The 21483-nt window shown below is 39.0% G+C and carries 16 protein-coding genes; 8 read left to right on the plus strand and 8 right to left on the minus strand.

The window, feature by feature from the left end:
* Positions 1-248 precede the first annotated feature (248 nt).
* From D1839_RS11765 to D1839_RS11775, 3 genes are all read left to right on the plus strand, one after another.
* Entirely contained in the window at positions 249-1715 is a 1467-nt protein-coding gene (locus tag D1839_RS11765; RefSeq protein ID WP_120380102.1) for an NAD-dependent succinate-semialdehyde dehydrogenase, read from the plus strand.
* Between the two features lie 147 nt (positions 1716-1862).
* Positions 1863-2282 carry a hypothetical protein gene (locus tag D1839_RS11770; protein ID WP_120380103.1) on the plus strand — a complete coding sequence of 140 codons (420 nt, stop codon included), beginning with the start codon at positions 1863-1865 and terminating at the stop codon, positions 2280-2282.
* A 283-nt stretch (positions 2283-2565) separates the two neighbouring features.
* Positions 2566-4038 carry a multicopper oxidase family protein gene (locus tag D1839_RS11775; protein ID WP_120380104.1) on the plus strand — a complete coding sequence of 491 codons (1473 nt, stop codon included), beginning with the start codon at positions 2566-2568 and terminating at the stop codon, positions 4036-4038.
* A gap of 97 nt (positions 4039-4135) precedes the next feature.
* On the opposite strand, the gene D1839_RS11780 is transcribed toward D1839_RS11775, so the two are convergent.
* The 7 genes from D1839_RS11780 to D1839_RS11810 form a co-directional block, all read right to left on the minus strand.
* Entirely contained in the window at positions 4136-4441 is a 306-nt protein-coding gene (locus tag D1839_RS11780) for a DUF3870 domain-containing protein (protein ID WP_120380105.1), read from the minus strand.
* A gap of 292 nt (positions 4442-4733) precedes the next feature.
* The gene (locus tag D1839_RS11785) at positions 4734-5486 is read right to left on the minus strand and encodes an IclR family transcriptional regulator (RefSeq protein ID WP_120380106.1); all 753 of its coding nucleotides are present in this window, start codon (positions 5484-5486) and stop codon (positions 4734-4736) included.
* A 256-nt stretch (positions 5487-5742) separates the two neighbouring features.
* Positions 5743-6933, minus strand: a complete 1191-nt coding sequence (locus D1839_RS11790; protein WP_120380107.1) for a saccharopine dehydrogenase family protein — start codon at positions 6931-6933, stop codon at positions 5743-5745.
* Positions 6934-7103: 170 nt separating this feature from the next.
* The gene (locus D1839_RS11795) at positions 7104-8597 is read right to left on the minus strand and encodes an aldehyde dehydrogenase family protein (protein ID WP_120380108.1); all 1494 of its coding nucleotides are present in this window, start codon (positions 8595-8597) and stop codon (positions 7104-7106) included.
* A gap of 18 nt (positions 8598-8615) precedes the next feature.
* Positions 8616-10274 carry a thiamine pyrophosphate-dependent enzyme gene (locus tag D1839_RS11800; protein ID WP_207667432.1) on the minus strand — a complete coding sequence of 553 codons (1659 nt, stop codon included), beginning with the start codon at positions 10272-10274 and terminating at the stop codon, positions 8616-8618.
* A 10-nt stretch (positions 10275-10284) separates the two neighbouring features.
* On the minus strand, positions 10285-11454 hold the full coding sequence (locus D1839_RS11805) for an aminotransferase class I/II-fold pyridoxal phosphate-dependent enzyme (protein ID WP_120380110.1): 1170 nt from the start codon (positions 11452-11454) through the stop codon (positions 10285-10287).
* A gap of 137 nt (positions 11455-11591) precedes the next feature.
* On the minus strand, positions 11592-13151 hold the full coding sequence (locus tag D1839_RS11810) for a Na+/H+ antiporter NhaC family protein (RefSeq protein WP_120380111.1): 1560 nt from the start codon (positions 13149-13151) through the stop codon (positions 11592-11594).
* Positions 13152-13647: 496 nt separating this feature from the next.
* Here D1839_RS11810 and kynU point away from each other — a divergent pair, with 496 nt between their 5' ends.
* The 5 genes from kynU to D1839_RS11835 all read left to right on the plus strand — a co-directional run bounded on the left by kynU (position 13648) and on the right by D1839_RS11835 (position 19878).
* Positions 13648-14919, plus strand: a complete 1272-nt coding sequence (gene kynU, locus D1839_RS11815) for a kynureninase (RefSeq protein WP_120380112.1) — start codon at positions 13648-13650, stop codon at positions 14917-14919.
* Positions 14920-15573 (plus strand): arylformamidase, encoded by a 654-nt coding sequence (kynB, locus tag D1839_RS11820; RefSeq protein ID WP_120380113.1) that lies wholly within the window; start codon positions 14920-14922, stop codon positions 15571-15573. It abuts the gene before it with no gap.
* Positions 15563-16408 (plus strand): tryptophan 2,3-dioxygenase, encoded by an 846-nt coding sequence (kynA, locus tag D1839_RS11825; protein WP_120380114.1) that lies wholly within the window; start codon positions 15563-15565, stop codon positions 16406-16408. The genes kynB and kynA overlap by 11 nt, the downstream gene beginning before the upstream one ends.
* Positions 16409-16944: 536 nt before the next feature.
* Positions 16945-18291: a sodium-dependent transporter gene (locus D1839_RS11830; protein WP_120380115.1), complete on the plus strand. Its 1347-nt coding sequence runs from the start codon at positions 16945-16947 to the stop codon at positions 18289-18291.
* A 243-nt stretch (positions 18292-18534) separates the two neighbouring features.
* The gene (locus D1839_RS11835; protein ID WP_120380116.1) at positions 18535-19878 is read left to right on the plus strand and encodes a CoA-disulfide reductase; all 1344 of its coding nucleotides are present in this window, start codon (positions 18535-18537) and stop codon (positions 19876-19878) included.
* A gap of 416 nt (positions 19879-20294) precedes the next feature.
* Here the strand turns inward: D1839_RS11835 and D1839_RS11840 are convergent, their stop codons facing one another.
* Positions 20295-21002, minus strand: coding sequence for a YqeB family protein (locus tag D1839_RS11840; protein WP_120380117.1), 708 nt, complete (start codon positions 21000-21002; stop codon positions 20295-20297).
* Positions 21003-21483 lie beyond the last annotated feature (481 nt).

A 21483-nucleotide genomic window follows, 5' to 3' on the forward strand; every position in this document is an offset into this window, starting at 1 on the left:
AATTGTAAGCTTGAAGACAAAACGACTTTTCTTACGCGTAAAGAAGGCATAGTGAAGATGATGCAGGCTTTCGTCATTTCAACTAAACATTTCCAATTTATTCCTTCGGGCGGTCTAAAGTTATTTAAAATATGGTATGCATAAGAACTAGACTACTTACTCCACCATTTTCTGAAAGTTTGTTTAAGAAATCCTCAGAAAGCAAGAGATTTGAAAATTTTCCAATGATATAGAAGGAGGTATATTTCATGTACAACGATTATACCAAAAGTATTTTTATTAATGGTAGTTGGCAGGAAATCAATACGAGTAATACATCAACGGTTTATAATCCCGCTACAGGAAATCCAATTACATCTGTTGCTTATGCAGGAGCAAAAGAAACGGACCAAGCTATCACTGCTGCCGCTCAAGCATTTCCAGTGTGGAGTGATAAAACCGGCAGAGAGCGCTCGACTTTCCTATACAAGGCTTATCAGCTTATGCTAGAAGAAGTGGAAAGACTTGCCGAAATCGTAACGATGGAACAAGGAAAACCTCTTCGTGAAGCAATTGGCGAAGTAAAAGGAGCAGCACAATTTTTACTATGGTATGCAGAAGAAGCAAGCAGAAATTACGGTGAATGGCTTCCCTCGTCGCTAAAATCCAAAAGAATGGTTGTCGTTCCACAGCCCGTCGGTGTGGTTGGTGCTATAACGCCATGGAACTTTCCATCTTCTATGATTACAAGAAAACTCGCACCTGCATTGGCAGCAGGTTGTACGGCTGTACTAAAGCCTGCACCAGAAACGCCCTTATCAGCAATTGAAATCATCAAAATTTTTGACCGTGCTGGCATGCCTAATGGGGTAGTTAATCTCGTAACAGGCGATGCACAAGCTATTGGTCATCAGTTACTTACTAATAAAGATGTCCGGTTAATCACCTTTACCGGTTCCACAGTTGTCGGAAAGCATTTAATGCGAGAAAGCGCCGAGCATGTAAAGAAACTTTCCTTAGAGCTGGGAGGCCATGCTCCTAGCATCGTATTTCCAGATGCTGATTTAGAAAAGGCAGCATCACTCGTTTTAGCAAGCAAGTTCCGAAATAACGGGCAGACTTGCATATCTACCAATCGACTATTTGTTCATGAATCCGTAGTGTCTGATTTCGTTCCATTATTAAAGCGCAATATAGCCAACTTCAATCTGGGAAATGGGTTAGAAAAGGATACGGATATCGGTCCATTAATTAATCAGCAAGCTTGTGACAAAGTTGCAGCACATGTCCATAATGCGATTGAAAAAGGTGCTGTAATCGAATATGGAGGTCAGCGCTGGCATCACCAAGGGCTTTCTGAATATTATTTCGAGCCAACTATCCTCTCCAACGTAACAGATGACATGAAAATTATGCATGAAGAAACGTTTGGACCAGTATTGCCAATTCAAACCTTCTCTGATGAGAAAGAAGTGATCGCCAAAGCTAACGATACGGATTACGGTTTAGCTGCTTATATTTTTACCGAAAATACAAGCATTGCTATTCGTATCTCTGAAAAGCTTGATTACGGAATTGTTGGGGTCAATGATGTATTTCCTGCGTCTCCAGAAGCCCCTTTTGGCGGAGTGAAACAGTCTGGTTTGGGTAAAGAAGGCGGACATCATGGTATGGATGAATTCATGGAAAAGAAGTTCATTTCTTTTGGTATGAATTCATTTACTCGTTTTCTGTAATTTAGTACGGATATAACATGCTGTAGCTTCCAATTCGAAAATTGGAAGCTTGCAAACTTGATACGTCTAAGTGTGAAATAACCAACACCTTCACCTTTTTGAAACTTTTCCACGTACTTATCGTAGTTATTTATAGAGGTGATTTTAATGAACAAATTAGCAAAATATATAAGTAATATGTATTATGATAAAAAATTTAGAGGAATTACCTTAGAAAGCATAGAACAAAAATTGAATGAGCAAATGTTTCCAGACAAACTTATAGAACAATTACTCGTTGAATTCCGTTTCATAGCCAGTGAAAGTGGAGAAAGAGTTTTTCAAAAACATCTTGTAAATTTACATTATCAAGTACCTGAGCCATTTAAAAAAGAAAAAAAGGCTGAACAAATGTATGAAGATTTTAGCGACTGGATAGAAGAAGAAGTAATAAAATTAGAAAACGAGACCGGTTTACCGTGGGAAGAGCAAGCAGAGGATTTAACAAACTTAAATATAAAAGCTCGAAAAGCGCAGTTAGTCTTAAGACATAGAATCTCAGAAGTGGTTTTAGAATTATTAAATTAACGAGTGCTCCTTGCATTTGCTACATACATGTAGCTTGAAAGTTCAAGCTTTGGAAAATGATGTAAACCTGCCATATGTTGTTCGTGTTATTTTTTTACGTTGGCTTCAGATGGGCAGATACCTATAAATATAAAGGGCTTTTGTACACCATATTTACATTGAATATTCCTATTGTTTTGAATAAAAATTTATTCCCATCTACATAAAGGATAGAATGTGCATTATTTCTCCATATTTCCTTGTTATATTTTAAAATATAATCGAAAAAGTGGAGGAAGATATAATGGGAATAAAAATGAAGCTAGGCACATTCGTCGTAAGTCTATTTATAATTACTGGCTGCAGTAATAACGTTCCACCGCCCGATAAAGAGTTGGATCAAGGGGATACAGACGCGGAAACAGAAACTAACCATATGAGTCATGATGAGGTAGTAAGTTTAAATGATTCAACTGGGGAAAATGAATTGAAAATCCCTCCCATACTTGAAAGTGACAGTGAACAAGAAGTAGCATACACAGTTCGCGCCAAAAAAGGGGAAACCGAAATATTCACTGGAACTAAAACAGAAACGTATGGATATAACGGCGATTTTTTAGGACCAATGCTGCGTTTTAAAAAAGGAGATACAGTGAAAATCAGATTAATAAATGAGCTGGATGAACCAACGACATTTCATTGGCACGGATTAGAAGTCCCCGGAAATGCAGACGGCGGACCACATAACTCTATAGAATCAGGTAAGGAAAAACAACTTACTTTTAAAGTAACTCAAGAAGCGGCAACACTATGGTTTCATCCACATCCAAAAGGGAAAACTGCTGAACAAGTCTATAATGGTCTTGCTGGATTGATTTATATCGATGATAAAAATGCAACGAGTATTGGATTGCCAGATGAATATGGAAAGAATGATATTCCGTTAATCTTTCAAGATAAAGTATTTGATGGTAAAAAACAGTTAAATTATAATGCTGCAAAGAATGAGGACGGTACAATCGGTGAGACATTATTAATTAATGGAACGTTGAATCCAAAGTTAACTGTAAAAAAAGAACAAGTTCGTCTGCGCCTACTGAATGGATCTAATGCGAGAAATTACACTTTCAAACTGAATACTGGAGATCCTTTTGTACAAATTGCCACAGATGGAGGTCTACTGAACAAGCCTGTGCAGCTAAAGGAAGTGACGTTAACACCCTCTGAACGAGCAGAAATAATTATTGATTTTTCACAACTTACCTCTGAAAATGAATTAGCGCTGACAAATGAGGATGGTTCTATCCTTTTACCATTTGATATTTCTGATCAAATTGGTGTGGTGAATAAAACACCTAAAAAGATGAACAATTTTTCCATTACAAAAGAAGAGATGGACTTGCCTATTACCAAAAAGATAGAACTTTTTGGGATGATGGACAAAGTGACCATAAACGGAAAGAAATTTGATCCAAAAAGAATTGATTTTACACAAAAACAGGGGGTTACGGAAGTATGGGAAATTTACAATAAGCCAGACGAGATGGGAGGTATGATTCACCCCTTTCATATTCACGGTGCTCAATTTAAAATTCTTTCCCGTGATGGTATACAGCCCAATCAAAATGAGCAGGGGTGGAAAGACAGTATCTCCGTACACCCAGATGAAAAGGTGAAAATTGCTATTCAGTTTAAGCATAAAGGGGTGTATATGTTTCATTGTCATATTCTTGAACACGAAGACAATGGTATGATGGGGCAAGTAAAGGTAGAATAAAAATAAAACTATCAATCAGCGGGGCTTCTCCCCCGCTGATTATTGCACTATAAGGGCATGCTCAAAAGGTCTTTAAATAAATTACTCATTTAGATACTTACTTCGTACTTTTATATTGTTTATATAAATCTTTTAAAGCAGATGCTAGTGCATTTCCTGCCTTCCCTAAATAATGCGCTTTAATCATTTCTACGGGTTTGTCAATTCCATCTTGTAAACTATGACCACGAAGCAACTGCTTTACAAAATCCTTTCCATGATCCGTAGCTAGTGTACAACCAGCTGTAACGATCACTCCATACTTTATATCGACTTCAGCAGTGATCGTTAACGTCTCATAAATACTTTGAGCAGCCATCCCTGAAGGTAGACGTGCATGCCCAGCAATAAAAACAGTGTTCAACGTCTTCTCCTCCTACTAATTAGGCATTAAATGGTAGCAATTTTTTCGATTAGCTATTTTAAAGTGAAGCTTCCAGCAGTGGGGGTTTTCAATTATCCTTCACTGACGGCCATTAAGAGCTATAACAGCATGACCTAAAGGTTTCTAAATGAATCCACTAGGCGTTTGGAGATTATTATATTCCACTTAAACTTGTTGTAGGTATGGATTCTCTAATTCTTAGCAGTGAAAGACCTAGCGCCTCACGAGGGATAAATCTTTTTTCTTCTCCCCCTTCTTGGTTTCTTTGTATTCACGATCGATAGCCAAGTTTTTTCGATATTCGATCAGCTGCGCGCTTTGTTTTTTCTTTTATCCTTTGTAAATTCTCTCCTGAAAAACGAGTAGATAACCCGCTAATTGCTAGAGCAGCTATCATGTGGCTATGGTGATTAAAAATAGGATAAGATACACCTGTTGTATCTTCGTCCTGTTCACCAACACTATAAGCAAAGCCGCTTTCTCTAATCTGCCGCAATTCTTGTAGCAGTTCTTCTTGTTTTACCAACCGGTGCATCGATCGAAGCTCAGATTGCCGAACAATTTCGTGCTGTTTTTCCTCGGGTAAATAAGCTAAAAGCAGCTTTGGTCCAGAACCAAGATAAAGAGGAACGCTTTTGCCAACCTTCGTATAAAGACGTAAAGCACGCGTACTCTCCACTTTCTCAATATATGTCGCTTGTTCCCGATTAACAATCACCAAGTGAACCACTTCATTTAAATCTTTAGCCAAAGCCTGCATATATGGTAAGGCTATCTCTCTTATTTCTATTCGGTTCGCTACTAAACTACCTAATTCTAATAGCTTTAATCCTAAGCGGTATTTTCCGCCTTCTCCACTCTTCACTCTCGATACATATCCCTTTTGTTCTAAAGCAGTAAGTAATCGATACGTTGTCGGTTTCGGCATCCCAGCCTGTTCAGCTATTTCTTTAAGGGATAATGTGTCTATATCTTCCTGAAATAGATCTAGTAATGTTAATGCTTTTAGAACACTTTGATTCATAAATTGATCTCCCTTTGTTCCTTCTCTACCTATTCATGTGCTAAAAATTAGTAATCCGAGAATGTTATACGACCATTACATGCGAAAAAAGTGCACCTTTATCATCATAGTCAGCGAATACAGCTTTAAGGTGTAAGCAACTGAATTAATTTATAGCGATTCAGTGGTGGATAGACCACCACTGAAAAATACCATCATCACTTTTATCCAACTGGTTATGAACATGCTCGTTACATGACCGATTTACCAAAGGCACTCAATACCCTTTTGTATAAGAATAAACCGTATCCTGTTCATTAACTTGCTCTCGTTCTGAAATATACACACCACGCTTTGCCATTTCCTCTATATAGGAATCCCCTGGAACAATTTGTTCAGGCGGATAGACTCCTTTTCTATCAATCTTTTTACTGGCAATCATTTGTGCAACGATGGAAATTGTATTGGCTGTAGCTCTGGCCATGGCAGTGACGTTTGTTTGTAGATCTTTATAAGTTGTCATTTCGTACGTGTAGGACGTTTCCATGTCCGCTTTCTTGCCGGCAACAACTACCCGTAATAATACAGCATCCTCCTTATCACCTAAATCAACAATCGGGTCTAAAACTTTTAATAATACATCACGAGGGCAAATGGTACGCCCGTTCACATCGACGTGATAATTAGCTTTTGTTAAATTCAAGTCAACAAGCAGCTTAAACTTTTTCGCATGCCCTGGGTAACGAATGGTTTTGTATTCTAATGTTTCTAATTCCGGATAAGAAATAGAGAGCGTTGAAGTTCCCCCTGAAGTATGAAAAGCTTCCAATGGACCAAATCTGTCAAAATGAATCACTTCCACCTCAGATAAAGAAGGAACTTCCTGTTTCATCCCATTTCGAATAATGAGTGATGAATCTGTATAATGATCAAATACACCCTCCATGGAAAATACATGATTATACTCCAATGGAGGTTCAGGTTTTACAGGAATACCACCAACGTACAATTTGATTTCTTTCGGCTTATCCAGCTTGCTAGCTCCATAACCTGATAAAATATTTATCATGCCTGGAGCTACACCTAAATCAGGAATTAATGTAACACCGGCGCCTTGTGCTTTTTTATGTAGTGCTAGCACTTTATCAGTCATGTGCCCAATATGGCCACCTAAATCCACTGCATGAACGCCTACCTTTATAGCTGTTTTAGCAACTACTTCATTGAATGAATAAAACAGCGCATTAATAATCACATCGAATTTCCTCATATAATTTGCTAATTCCACAACGTCTGCTGCGTTTACTTGATATGGGGTTAGCTTGACAGACTGCAATTGAGTACAAATATTGCTTGCTCTTGCTAAATCAATATCCGCTAATCCAACTGCGGTTACTTCTTCGCTAGCCACCAAATCTCTGGCAGCTTCCTTTCCCATTAGTCCAGCTCCTAAAACACCTATCTTCACTCCATTCACTCCTTTTTCTAAAACTAAGCCTAATAACACGTCAGGATAACTTGACAAATGTTTCCCTAAAGGCGATGGAGCTTATCTCCACTGACCACGTGTGCCTTAGGAAAACCATTCATAATACACTTTCGTTTGTCCTTTGTTAAACCACCTTGATCTCGTTCGCGTTATTCGATATCAATTTGGGCACGCTGTAGTTTACCACTATAATCAACATAGATTGCTTTCCATTCTGTGAATACATCCAGTGCTTGCACACCTGAATCTCGGTGACCGTTTCCGGTTCCTTTTGTCCCTCCAAACGGAAGATGTATTTCTGCCCCGGTTGTTCCGGCATTAACATAAACAATTCCTGTATCTAAATCACGCTGTGCGCGAAATACTCGATTCACGTCATTCGTAAAAATCGAACTTGATAGGCCATATGATACCTGATTATTTACTTCAATCGCTTCCTCGAAATCCTTTACTGGAATTAATGAAACGACAGGACCGAATATTTCCTCTCGTGCAATGCGCATCGTAGCATTGGCATCAGTAAATATTGTTGGTGTGAAAAAGTAGCCTTTGAGCTCACCATTTGTTTTCCATTCTTCGCCACCCGCTAGTAACGTAGCTCCATCTTCTTTGCCAATCTGGACGTATTTTTTAATTTTTTCTAATCCAGCACGATTAATAATTGGTCCAATCTTAATGGATTCATCCAATCCATTTCCAATCGTTAATTCCTCCAGTTTCACAAGTAAACGTTCCTCCAGCTGCTCTTTTACATGCTCATGAACAATCACCCGACTACATGCTGTACAACGTTGCCCGCTTGTTCCAAAAGCACTCCAAATAATCCCTTCTGCCGCCAAATCTAAATCAGCATCTTCCATCACAATCACCGCATTTTTACCGCCCATTTCCAAAGATACTTTCTTTAATTGTCGACCACATGCAGCTGCAATATCCCTGCCTGTATCGTTTGATCCCGTAAAGGAAATCACGCGAATATCGTCATGATGAACCATAGCATCACCTACGGAAGCGCCACTGCCAAAGACGACATTAAGCACCCCTTTCGGTAAACCTGCTTCGGTAAATATTTTTGCCAATTCATACGCCATGATTGGGGTTTCTGTAGCTGGCTTCCAAACGACAGCATTACCGGCAACGATAGCAGGAAACGACTTCCATGTTGCAATCGCTATTGGGAAATTCCACGGTGTAATAATGCCCACTACGCCAACAGGACAGCGTTGGCTCATCGCGAATTTATCTTTTAATTCTGCTGGCGTTGTTTGCCCAAATAACCTGCGTCCTTCTCCTGCCATATAAAAGGCCATATCAATGCCTTCCTGCACTTCGCCTCTTGCTTCTTCCAACACTTTTCCATTCTCCATCGTTAATAACTGCGACAGTCTTTCCTTTCGTTCCTTCATGATATTACCTACTTCATATAAAACCTCAGCCCGCTGTGGTGCAGGGACCAATGCCCATTCTTTTTGTGCTTGCTTCGCTGCAGCCACTGCCTGGTCAACTTCTTTTTTCCCTGACAAAGGCACATGTACGATCTCCTCACTCGTAGCAGGGTTATGAACAGCCACTGTTGGATTTGCTTCCTGCCATTCTCCAGCAATAAAATTTTTCAGCTTATCTGTTTGTAAAATCGTTGTCATACCAAATCTCCTCCTACTTTATTTTTTATAATTTTTACGATCGCGGATGTCTGTAATTGTCTGTGACACAGATATTTGTTCCGGGTCACTCATTATTTCAATTACAGCTGGCTTTTTTGCTTGATAGCTTTCGGCAAAAGCAACCTTAAACTCCTGCATCGTTGTTACGCGATAACCAAGCGCCCCCATACTTATGGCTAAATCCTTGAAGCAAACCTCGCCTAAATCCGTAGCTATCACTTTATGTGGATAGTGCATTTCTTGGTGCATGCGAATCGTCCCATACATCTTATTATTAAAAACGAGACATATGACTGGAATATTATAGCGAACAGCAGTTTCCAATTCTTGACAAGTCATCATAAAACCGCCGTCTCCAGCAAATCCGACAACCACCCGATTTGGAAAAGCAAGCTTAGCCCCTATCGCAGCCGGTAATCCATATCCCATCGCACCTGATGTTGGTCCAACATAGGTGTGAGGCTGTGTAAAAGTATAATACTGATGAATCCAACCAGCGAAATTGCCAGCATCATTTGTAATAATTGCATTATCTGGTAATGTTGTTAATAAATAGGAAATAATTTCTGTATTCATATGTGTAGGTTCTGTCTCATCGATTCTACTTGCATGAATATAACGTGCATTGCATGCAGAAGCCCATCTTTCCCAGTTTGGAGTTAATTTCATCGTTTGTAATTGCAAAAGCGCTTCTTTCATATCAGCCACTATGGCAACGTCAGGAAAATAGCTTTTCCCAATACTGTTGTAATCAATATCAATGTGGATAAGTTGTTGATCTGCAGATAGAAGTGAATAGTCTTGGGTAGTAACTTCTGATAGTCGTGTACCAAAAGCTAATATAACATCTGCCTGTTGCACTGTTTTTAATACGGACTTCGGTGAACCTAACCCTAAATGACCAGCGTAAAGTAAATGATCATTTGGGAAAATATCATGCCTTCGAAACGCGGTTAAAACTGGCAAATGATACAGTTCTGCAACATGCTTCAACGTTACCTCTGCTTGTGCACTCTTCACCCCACCCCCAGCTATAATGACAGGCCGCTGTGCATGATTTAACATCATCTCCACTTTTTTCACTTCTGTTGCCGAGGGTGCTGGTGTTGGTCTTAGTGGCGTTTGTGGAGACGCTATAATTGTTTCTTGATGCAATACATCTTCTGGTAAAGAAATAATTACGGGTCCAGGTCTACCGGAAATCGAAATATGAAATGCTCGTTGGACGATCTCTACCGTGCGACCTGCATCTGTTAATTCCACGGACCACTTGGCGATAGGTTGAAAATAATGCTCCAAATCCACCTCTTGAAATCCTTCTTTGCCAATAAATTTGCGATGAACCTGCCCCAAGAATACGACCATTGGCGTAGAATCTTGATATGCTGTATGCACACCAATCGATAAATTTGTTGCACCTACTCCCCTTGTTGCCATCACAATTCCAGGCTTTAAAGCGGATTTTGCATACGCTTCAGCCATAAACGCAGCACCACCTTCATGACGTGCTGAGATGACTTGAATAGATGAGGTATCATATAAAGCATCTAGAACCGGTAAATAGCTCTCACCTGGAACACAAAACACTTTTTCGACTTGTGCTTGCCTTAAGCAATGAATAATTGCCTGTGCAGCAGTTTCTATTTTATGGCTCATTTCCACCTTGTCACCTCTTTACATCCAATTTGCTCAAACGGCGAACGACTTCATCTAAACGTTCCGCATGTGTCGATAAAGAAATCCGAATAAATCCTTCCCCATTTGCTCCAAACGCCGTTCCAGGCGTCACCATAATGCCCGTTTCTTCTAGTAACCGGTTAGCAAATGTAAGAGAACTTTCTTCTCTAGGCACTTGCACCCAAAGATATAACGTGCCTTTTGGTTTTTCAGCGTGGAGCCCCAATTTCCCTAAAGCAGTATGCAGTTTTTCCATCCGTTGTTCATAAATAAGATTATTCTCCTTTACAGCAGTTAAATCACTTTGTAACGCCTTTGCTGCTGCCTTTTGAATTGGCATAAACTGACAGGTGTCGATATTGCTTTTTAAAGTGGATAGTGCAGCGATAACCTCCTTATTCCCGACGATATACCCGATCCTCCACCCTGCCATGTTAAAGCTTTTGGATAATGACCCTAATTCAACAACAAAGTCTTTGGCACCTGAAATTTGTAAAGCGCTCGGAGCTTTATAATCGCCAAAGGTTACAAGGTCATAAGCTGCATCATGTGCGAGTAAAATATTGTATCGCCGACAAAAAGAAACCGCTTCCAAATAAGTTCCCCATTCTCCATACGCAGCAGTCGGATTGTTCGGGTAATTAAGGAACATTAATTTCGCAGCTAATGCGTCTTGTTCAGAAATTTGATTAAATAAAGGTGCGTACTGATTATTAGCATCAAGCGGTAATGATACACTTACCCCACCCGCCAAATGTACCCCTTTTTGGTAAGCTGGATAGCCTGGATCTGGAACCAACACTTTATCCATTGGATTTATAACGGCTTGGATTAAGTTCGCTATCCCTTCTTTGGAACCAATTAACGCAAGAACTTCTGTGTTGGGGTCAAGAGTAACCTGGTATCGTTTTGCATAAAAAGATGCCACCGCCTGCTTAAATTCATCACACCCGCTGTAAGGAGAATATCGATGGTTTTGCAGATTGTTCACTTGCTCCTTCAATTCTTCACAAATAAATGCCGGTGTTGGTAAATCCGGAGAACCGATTCCTAAATCAATCACGTCTACGCCCTTTTGTTTAAGTTGTTCTTTTCGTTGCTGAAACTGAGAAAATAAATATGGGGGGAGATTTTTCACCTTCTCAGATACAAAATCCATTGTATTCCTCCCTATAGATTTCATTAGACGAAATGATATTTCATTTATTTACTAACAGTATAAAGTATGTTCCACTAATTAGCAATATACTGAAATTATTTTTAATATTAATTTTCAGTATATTGTAATGGTTCTGTTTACATTTTAGTGACCTTCCTCTTTCGCATCCCAATAAATAACCCAATGAGGCTAATAAAGACCATGGTTAAGCCTAACAAAACACTTTCCGTAAACCCAAACACCATATACCCCAAACCAGCTATACAGGCAGCTAAAAGCGCATAAGGAATTTGCGTAGTCACATGATCAATATGATGGCAGCTAGAACCAGTTGATGACAAAATTGTCGTATCAGAGATCGGAGAACAATGATCACCGAAAACAGCACCTGCTAATACTGCGGCCAATATCGGTAAGAGTAATGTTACATCTGTTGTCGCTGCTATTTCCCCAGCAATAGGAAGCAAAATACCAAACGCCCCCCAAGATGTCCCTGTGGAGAATGCAATAAACCCAGCCATTAAAAATACGATTAACGGAAGGAGATAAAAACTTAAGTTGGCTGCTTCGACAACACTCGCCAAATAAACACCGGTGCCGAGTTGGCTAATTAATGCTGCAATTGCCCAAGCAAAAATTAAAATACCAAAAGCTGGCATCATTGATTTCGCTCCTATTTTAGCGCCGGTTATAAAATTTTTGTAAGAAAGTTTTCCTGCGCGAATATGCTGATAAAACAAGGTCACCGTAAGTACCATGCCTATACTACCACCAATGAATAACGCTAACGATACATCCGCACTTCCTAATATATTAATCCATGTTTTTTCCCCCTCTACTTTACGTAAACCGTCCACAAAGATAGCGATAATCGTAGCGATAAATAATGTAGCCATCGGAAGGAGTAAATCACGCCTTTTACTAATATTACTAATTGGCAGCTTTGAGGCTACATCTATCGTTTCTTTATGTTCTGGATTTAACACTTCCCCTGTTTCCAGTGCTCGCTCTTCGTGTACTTTCATCGGTCCAAAATCAATTTGTTTGATTGCAATAACAACGACAAGACCTAGAGCTGCCCAAACGTAGTAATTCATTGGAATCATTTGCATAAATGCTTGAAAAGCACCGTATTCGGTTACCTGATGTGTTGCTAACACAGTACCAATAATACCAATAATATAAGCTCCCCAGCTGGATACGGGAGCAACTACACTGACTGGTGCTGAAGTTGAATCGACTAGATAAGCAAGTTTTGCCCGTGAAATGCGTTGCTTATCCGTAAGCGGCTTAGCAATTTGTCCCACCGTTAAACTATTAAAATAGTCGTCTACAAAAATAATGATTCCAAATAGAACCGTCATCAGTTGTGCTCCAGTTCTTGTTTTTATTCTGCGAATCATCCATTCTGCAAATGAACGTGTTCCGCCCATCATAGTTACTAACGCTGTTAGCATACCGAGCATTAGGACAAACAGCAAGATAAAAATATTCCACGTTTCCAATGCGCCATCTACAACAAACACCCCCTTAAACGCCTCCCAAACGAGCGTTAACGTATCTCCAACCTGAAACTCTCCTAGGAATAATGCGGCAGTGAGAATACCAACTCCCAATGACAATAGTACGCGCTTCGTTAATAAAACCATAACAATTGCTATAATTGGCGGGATTAATGACCAGACTGTCTCTTCCATTTAAATTCTCCTTCCTTTTATACTAGATATAATTTTAGCTTAAATTTTTGGATATTTAAAAACACCAAGCAACTCTCCCTCCTTTTTAAAGTTTAATATTTGGGATACCGATATAACGGAATAGCCACGTCCGGCTTAAGCGCCCAGCAACTAGGCGACTTCCCACCATTGCCCTACGATAAGTCATCATCGGTTCGTTACAAAGAGGAGGGCCGACTAAAAACGGGCTTGCCGCTCAGGCGTCGGCATACTCCTGTTGCAGGAGCATGAATCCTAAAACTTTAGTTGATTCGCTCCAGTCGCTACGTTGCTGGACGCTCTGCACCTTTGTTTAAGAATTTCTAATATTATTCTATTTTATTTTATAACCCAATGTTTCATAACTGTCATTTATGTTGCTCATTATTTTTTTAAAAAAATTCATTAGAAAAATCCAAAACATACAGAAATTTGGTAAAATAATACGTAAGCATTTTTTTACGATGGAGGGAGAAAGGTGAAAACGGATATTAGCGAAGCAAGACGACTCGATAACCAAGATCCATTAAGCAAGTACCGCCAAGAATTCTACATTACTCGCGATCAGATCTATCTTGATGGCAATTCTTTAGGTCTGCTATCCACTAGAGCAGAAGCGGCAATACACAACTTATTGGGTTCTTGGAAACAACATGGGATCAATGGTTGGACAGAGGGGGAGCATCCGTGGTTTTATTTATCGGAAAAACTTGGTGCCATGACAGCACCGTTAATAGGCGCTCGTACGGAAGAAGTGATTATTACTGGCTCTACAACAACGAATTTACATCAACTTACGGCAAGTTTCTTTCAACCAGAAGGAAAAAGAACCAAGATTCTTGCCGATGAGTTAAATTTCCCGTCCGATATTTATGCACTACAAAGTCAATTACAGTTAAAAGGGCTCGATCCAACCGATCACCTCGTGCAAGTTCAAAGTACAGATGGCAATACATTACAAACCTCTGCCATTATAGATGCAATGTCAGAAGAAATTGCGTTAATCATTCTTCCCGGGGGGCTTTACCGTAGTGGACAAATTTTGGATATGGAAAAAATCACTAAAGAGGCACATCAAAGAGACATTCTAATCGGATTTGATTTATGTCACTCGATTGGCGCAATTCCACATCAATTATCTGACTGGGGGGTGGATTTTGCTGTTTGGTGTACGTATAAACATTTAAATGGTGGACCTGGAAGCGTTGGTGGATTATATGTAAATAAAAAACATTTTAACAGAAAGCCCGGACTTGCTGGTTGGTTCAGCTCTGACAAAGCGAAACAATTTGATATGGAACATAGCTTATCCCCAGCAAACAATGCTGGCGCTTATCAAATTGGCACCCCACACGTATTAAGCGCTGCACCATTGCTTGGCTCTTTAGAGATGATATCCGAAGTAGGGATAGAAGCAATTAGGGAAAAATCATTACAGTTAACCGCATATTTAATGGAACTTATTGATAAAGAACTTCCCGAGTATGGCTTTACAATAGCCAGCCCTCGGTCAGATTCTATCCGTGGCGGACATGTATACTTGGAGCATAAAGAAGCTGCCCGCATCTGTAAAGCATTGAAAGCAAATGGCGTCATCCCGGATTTCCGCAAACCAAATGGTATTCGTTTAGCACCTGTCGCTTTGTACAATACGTATACGGAAGTGTGGCAAATGGTTCAGCTGCTTCAGTCAATTATGAAAGAGGAGAGCTATAAAGTGTATGAAAATAAACGAGGAGTGATTGCCTAAATGGCTAACTGGATAGATATTTCACAGCCACTGTCACCTCAGATTGCGCATTGGCCTGGAGATACGCCGTTTCAATATCAGCTTACAGCTTCCATTGAAGAAACCAAATCTGTTAATATTGGAAATATACATACGAGTTTACATATTGGTACACATATTGATGCCCCATATCATTTTTCAGCTACAGGGAAAACGGTGGGTCAATTATCAATTGAACCATATATTGGAAGAGCTGTTGTTATTGATGTAAGTGATACCGAAACAATCAATGCGCAAGTTTTAGCAGCAATGGATTGGTCTAAAAGTACGAAAAGAGTTTTATTACACACAAGCTTGGAAAATGAACCGAATCGTTTCCCAGTTAAACTTCCTTATTTAGATCCAAATATTGCACCCTTTTTACAAGCAAAAGGGGTTCAGCTACTAGGTGTAGATATGCCTTCCGTTGATGCGCCAGATAGTAAGGACTTAGCCACTCATCATGCTTTAGCTGCCCATGGAATTTATATTCTGGAAAACGTGATGCTAGATAGGGTTCCAGTTGGTGAATATGAACTTATTGCCCTTCCTTTATCCATCCAAGGTGCTGATGCAAGCCCCGTCCGAGCAGTTATTCGCCCACTCAAAAAAGGGGGAATGGGTAATGACAGATAAAAAAAGTCAGGTTTTTGATTCAGAAGACGGTATCTATACCAACTTCAAGGAAAAAATGACCTATGGGGATTATTTGCAATTAGAGACATTATTAACTAGTCAAAAGCGACTGTCCGATCATCATGATGAAATGCTGTTTATCATTATCCACCAAGTAAGTGAGCTTTGGCTCAAGCTGATTATTCATGAAATTCAAGCAGCGATTTCATCCATTCAACAAGGAAATTTTCAAGCATCGTTTAAAATGCTTGCTCGAGTTTCCAAAACGCAATCACAAATCATTCAAGCATGGGACGTTTTATCCACTTTAACGCCAGCAGAGTACATGGAATTTAGAGAAAGCCTTGGCAATGCCTCCGGATTTCAATCTTACCAATATCGGCTTGTCGAATTTGTGCTTGGCTACAAAACTCCGTATATTTTAAAAATATATGAAAAAAATCCAGAAGTTTATCATACACTAAAGGAGGCTTATGATGCACCTGGTCTTTATGATGTAGCTATTCAAGCATTGGCAGAGCATGGATTACTCATTAACTCGGACATTTTGCAACGTGACTTTTCGAAAACGTATGAAAAAGATACTTCTGTGGAACAAGCTTGGTTAACTGTCTATCATAATACAAATAAATACTGGGAATTATACCAGCTTGCTGAAAAACTAGTAGATATCGAAGATTGGTTTCAGCAATGGCGATTCAGGCATATGAAAACAGTCGAACGTATTATTGGCTTCAAAATCGGTACAGGAGGATCCTCGGGCGTTCATTATTTAAAAAAGGTGCTTGAACACTACTTTTTCCCAGAATTATGGGAAATACGCAGTAAAATATGAAGGAAACTGTATTCAGATTTTTTCCCCCTGATGGTGCAGGGTGACGAAGTTACCGTCTGAAAATCTAGATGATGGCAACTCCTAATTATATCATCTACAGCTATGAATTATGGCATTTGGCATCGTTCATACAGAAGTTAAACGGAAAACACCTATGGAGGACTTCCATCTCTTTAAAAAATCCGTTAAAATGAATCAGTGAGTTTTATTATTAGTAGCTCCATCGTATCATTCAAACTTCTGTTTATAATGATAGGGCTTGAGAAATATATTATCTTCCACTTACTTATGGAGGTGCAGATTATATTATCCCAACTCCTAAAGTGAGGTGTTACATCCCCCTATAGGTAGGATGAATCTTAACTAGTATTCCTATTGAAGATATGGTGGCAAAGAAATCCTACAAAAATGACTTGACTTTTATGAACAATAGAAATAAAGTAAAACATAATTTACAAGCCAAGAGAGGTAAACTCCTCTCTGTTTTCTTATTTACTCAGTATCATAAACCCACTTGAAAGGAAGACAGACTTTTTATGCAAAACAAACCGGAACAATGGGCAAGTAAAATTGGATTTATTCTCTCCTCAGCTGGGGCTGCCATTGGCCTTGGAGCTATTTGGAAATTCCCATATATGACAGGAGAAAATGGCGGGGGCGCCTTTTTCTTATTATTTATCGCTTTTACAATCATTATTGGCTTACCGATATTAATTGCTGAGTTTATTATTGGCCGAGGCGCACAAAAAGAAGCTATTTCTGCATACCAAACATTAGCTCCCAAACGGAGTCTATGGAGATTTATTGGACATTGGGGTGTCGCAGGGGCTTTTTTATTAATGTCTTTCTATAGTGTCGTCGGCGGATGGGTGCTCACCTATAGCCTGTTATCCATCCCAGGAATGATTATCGGCAACGAAACTAATTATGCAGATCTGTTCGCAACTATTACGGGGAGTCCTTTCTTAACTATTTTAGGACACTTCTTATTTATTATGATCAATGTGGTTGTTGTATCGTTTGGTGTGAAGGATGGAATTGAAAAAACGAGCAAGATTTTAATGCCATTATTGTTTATCTTTTTCATTATTCTTGTTATTCGTTCGATTACATTTGATGGAGCAATGGAAGGGCTACAGTTCTTTCTACAACCCGATTTTTCAAAATTAAATACCGAAAACATCCTTTATGCGCTCGGACAGTCCTTTTTCTCTTTGGCTGTTGGTGTTTCTGTAATGGTTACGTATAGCTCTTACTTAAAAAAAGATGTTAGCCTGCCAATGTCAGCAGCTTCTGTATCCATTATGAATATATTTGTCTCTTTACTTGCAGGGCTAGCTATCTTCCCAGTGGTATTCGCCTTTGGTTTAGAGCCTACAGAAGGTCCAGGACTATTATTTATCGTCTTACCAGAAGCTTTTGCGCAAATGCCGTTTGGAGAACTATTTTTAAGCTTATTTCTATTGCTGTTTTTATTTGCTGTATTAACCTCTTCGTTTAGTATGCTAGAAATTGTTACTGCAGCAGTTACCGCGAAAAAGCAACGTTCGCGACGTACAACAGCTTTAGTTGCAGGTTTGCTTGTATTCTTTACTGGAATACCAGCAGCACTTTCTACCAGCAGTCTATCTGATTTGACTATTTTCGGAAAAACCTTTTTCGATGCCTCTGATTTTCTAGTCAGTAATATTATGTTACCAGGAGGTTGCCTATTTATTGCATTATTTGTTGGCTTTAAAATGGATAAACAACTCATTAAGCAGGAGTTCGGTTATGGAAATGAACTAGGAGATACCGTGTATAAGGCTTGGTATCAATTGCTTCGTTGGCTCGCTCCATTAACAATTATTATTGTTTTTCTAGGTTCCCTCGGCTTTTTGTAGGGTTTAGCACTGAACGTTAGATCTCTTAATTAGGCTTTACAATAGTTAGTGTTTTAGAAATTGTACTTGGATTGCACAGACTGTTTTAAATGTTTTTTATAGGGTAAAGTAACTGTAGCAACCTCTTCTCAAGTAACCATCATCTTTTGCACCATTATAACTTCAATTCCATTCTGCTTTAAACAGAGCATGAAAGCTGATTGTATCGCACTTAAAAAAATGAGAAAGTAAAGGAGTGTTTTAATGGCACAGAAAATCCTCATTGTTGGTGGAGTTGGCGGAGGGGCTACAGTAGCAGCACAAATACGTAGAAAAAACAAAGATGCAACCATTACTATTTTTGATAAGGATGATTATGTCGCTTTTTCTAATTGCGGCATGCCATATTACTTAGGAAATATAGTAAAGGACCGTGAGCAAATTTTATATCCAAAAGAGGAATTTGCCGAGAAATATGATGTTCAGATAAGAACAAAAACGGAGGTAACAGCAATTCAGCGAGAGCAAAAAGCTATTACCTACTTTACTGGATCAAAACAGTATACAGAGACATATGATCAACTCATTTTATCACCTGGCGCAACTGCAGTAACGCCACCGATCTCAGGAATAGATCAGACACGAACATTTTCTCTACACACCATAGCCGACATGGATAAAATAGCTGCATACATCAAAGAACAACACCCAAAATCTGCTGCTATTGTAGGTGGCGGCTTCATCGGATTAGAAATGCTGGAAAATTTACATGCAAAAGGACTGAAATGTACCTTAATTGACCGCTCTGATCAAGTGATGAATCCGCTTGATCCAGATATGGCTGAATTTGTTCATGAATATATAAACAAAAAGCGAGTCCAATTGCTGCTTAATAATGGATTGAAAGAGTTTACTAATGAAGGTAAAACATTACAGCTAGCTAGTGGGAAAAAAGTCGATGCGGATATGACGATAATGGCTGTAGGTATTCAGCCAAACGTTCAACTAGCACAAAATGCGGGTTTATCTATTGGAAAAACTGGTGCAATTATCGTAAATGAATATATGCAAACGGATGATCCTGCCATTTATGCTTTAGGAGATGCTGTGGAAACAACCGATTGGATAACTGGAGAACCGAGAAATATCGCATTAGCTTGGCCAGCCCATCGGCAGGCGTTTATCATTGCTAGCCATTTACATGGGCAACCTATCAAATATCAAGGAACGCTAGGGTCCAGTGTTTTACGACTTTTTGAGATGACAATTGGAGCAACTGGAGCTAATCGTATCGAACTAGAAGCAAAAGGTATCCCTTGTAAAGAGGCGAAAATCGAAACATTATCGAACGCAAATTATTTCCCTTCTACAGCTAAACTATGGATTAAAATTTTATTCGATGCCCATAACGGGCGAATTTATGGAGGTCAGGTCGTAGGGTATGCAGGTGCTGATAAACGGTTGGCTATTCTTTCAACTGCTATTAAAGGGAAGCTTACTGTGTTTGATTTGCAAGAAATAGAGCTCGCTTACGCCCCTCCATATTCGAGTCCTAAGGATCCTGTTAATATCCTTGGGTACAAAGCAGCTCAAATGTTGGAGTCATAGATAAAATGTTGCATAAAGGGACGACTGTTAATTTTTCTAATACTATACACGATGTAATAAAGTTTTAGGATAGGAAACATGCTCCTGCAACAGGAGTAGCCGACGCCTGAGCGACAAGCCCGTTTTTAGTCGGCTTCCTCTTAACCACGAACCGATGATGACTTATCTTAGTGCGATTGCGGAAGCCACATCGTTACTCGACAATGAAGCAGTAGGTAAGTCTTCCTCTATGTCGGTTATCCATAAGCACATCATTTTATAGGTTCCTACACAGGAAAAAAGCAAGAGGAAAATCCCTCTACTTTTTATGGATTGGAGTTACTATCTTTCTCCATATTTCGATTATGTTTAGCTGTACACAAACACATCACCTTTAACATCACCTTTAGTATCTATTCCTTACCTATATGTATTTATTATTGATCCTCTTCTTTTATAACGCCCCTCCAATATTGTTTTTCATCTTTATCACGAAGAATGATCCCTAAATGCTTTAGTTCTTCCCTAATCATATCAGCTTCTTCATCATTTCCCAGTTCTAATGCATGACGACGAACCTTTAATAGCGTATGGATATAGGAAGGTAGGTTAGTATCACTTAATAGCCATTCCTGATATTCAAATAAATAAGGATCTTTATCAAACCAAGGATAACCATAATCTAATAAAGTGCTTTTTAACAAGTTATTACTTGTATAAAGCGGATTTCGAAATAATTCATTTCCTTTTTCATCTAAAACGACGAGCTCGTCCTCTTCAACAAAAATTCCGTTAACATTTGAAGCAAGAATTTGACTAATATTTGCTCCTTTTTTAAAATCGATATAATCTTTAGTGACGCTAATTACTAATAAGCGTTTATTTATCCTCATGGCTACAATTAAACCTATTATTCCCCCTATAAGGGCTAAAAAAAGAGCAGCCCGACTTGCAAATAAATCGTTTAACTTCTCAATTATTTTGTGAATAAATTGAAGTTCATCTTGAAACGGTAAAAAATCAATGTTTATAATCCACTCGACTATGGCAATGGCAAAGTACCCAAGGATAATTCCTAAACCAATTAGAACAATAGTTATCATAAATTTGGTAGACTTTGTTGGACCTAAAAGAACTGATTTCACCGTGTTTCCTCCTTCTCAGCTACTAAATACGGTCTGCATACGCAAAATGTTTCAATCATTTATAAAATAGGAAGGGAACAAAGAAGAAGCGGGATAAATTAAAACAGACATCCATATATAAATAAAACCTCGTCCGTTACCTCTGCCCGCCCACCTTCTAGCTTAGTTTTTTAATTTTAAATGGCTGGTTTGCTTTATCCATTCGTATAAAAAAATTCAACTTGCAAAATGTTATCCAGATGAGGAAACATTAATAGACGATCACTCTAAAAATACGAACTAGCTATTTTCAATCCGAGAAAGTATCATACCCTAGGGATTATTAACATCCCTAGGGTATGATCGTAAATATAATGCGTATATGCAGTTAGCTCCTGCTTAAATTTTGGTGTAGCAAAAAAATCCTACGCAAAAAGTAATCTTACAGTACTTAGATGCAGAGAAAAAGACCGGCCAAAAATCTTTCTCTAACAACTAGTAT

The organism is Roseburia sp. 1XD42-34, assembly GCF_009917385.1.
GTDB lineage: Bacteria > Bacillota > Bacilli > Bacillales > Amphibacillaceae > Virgibacillus.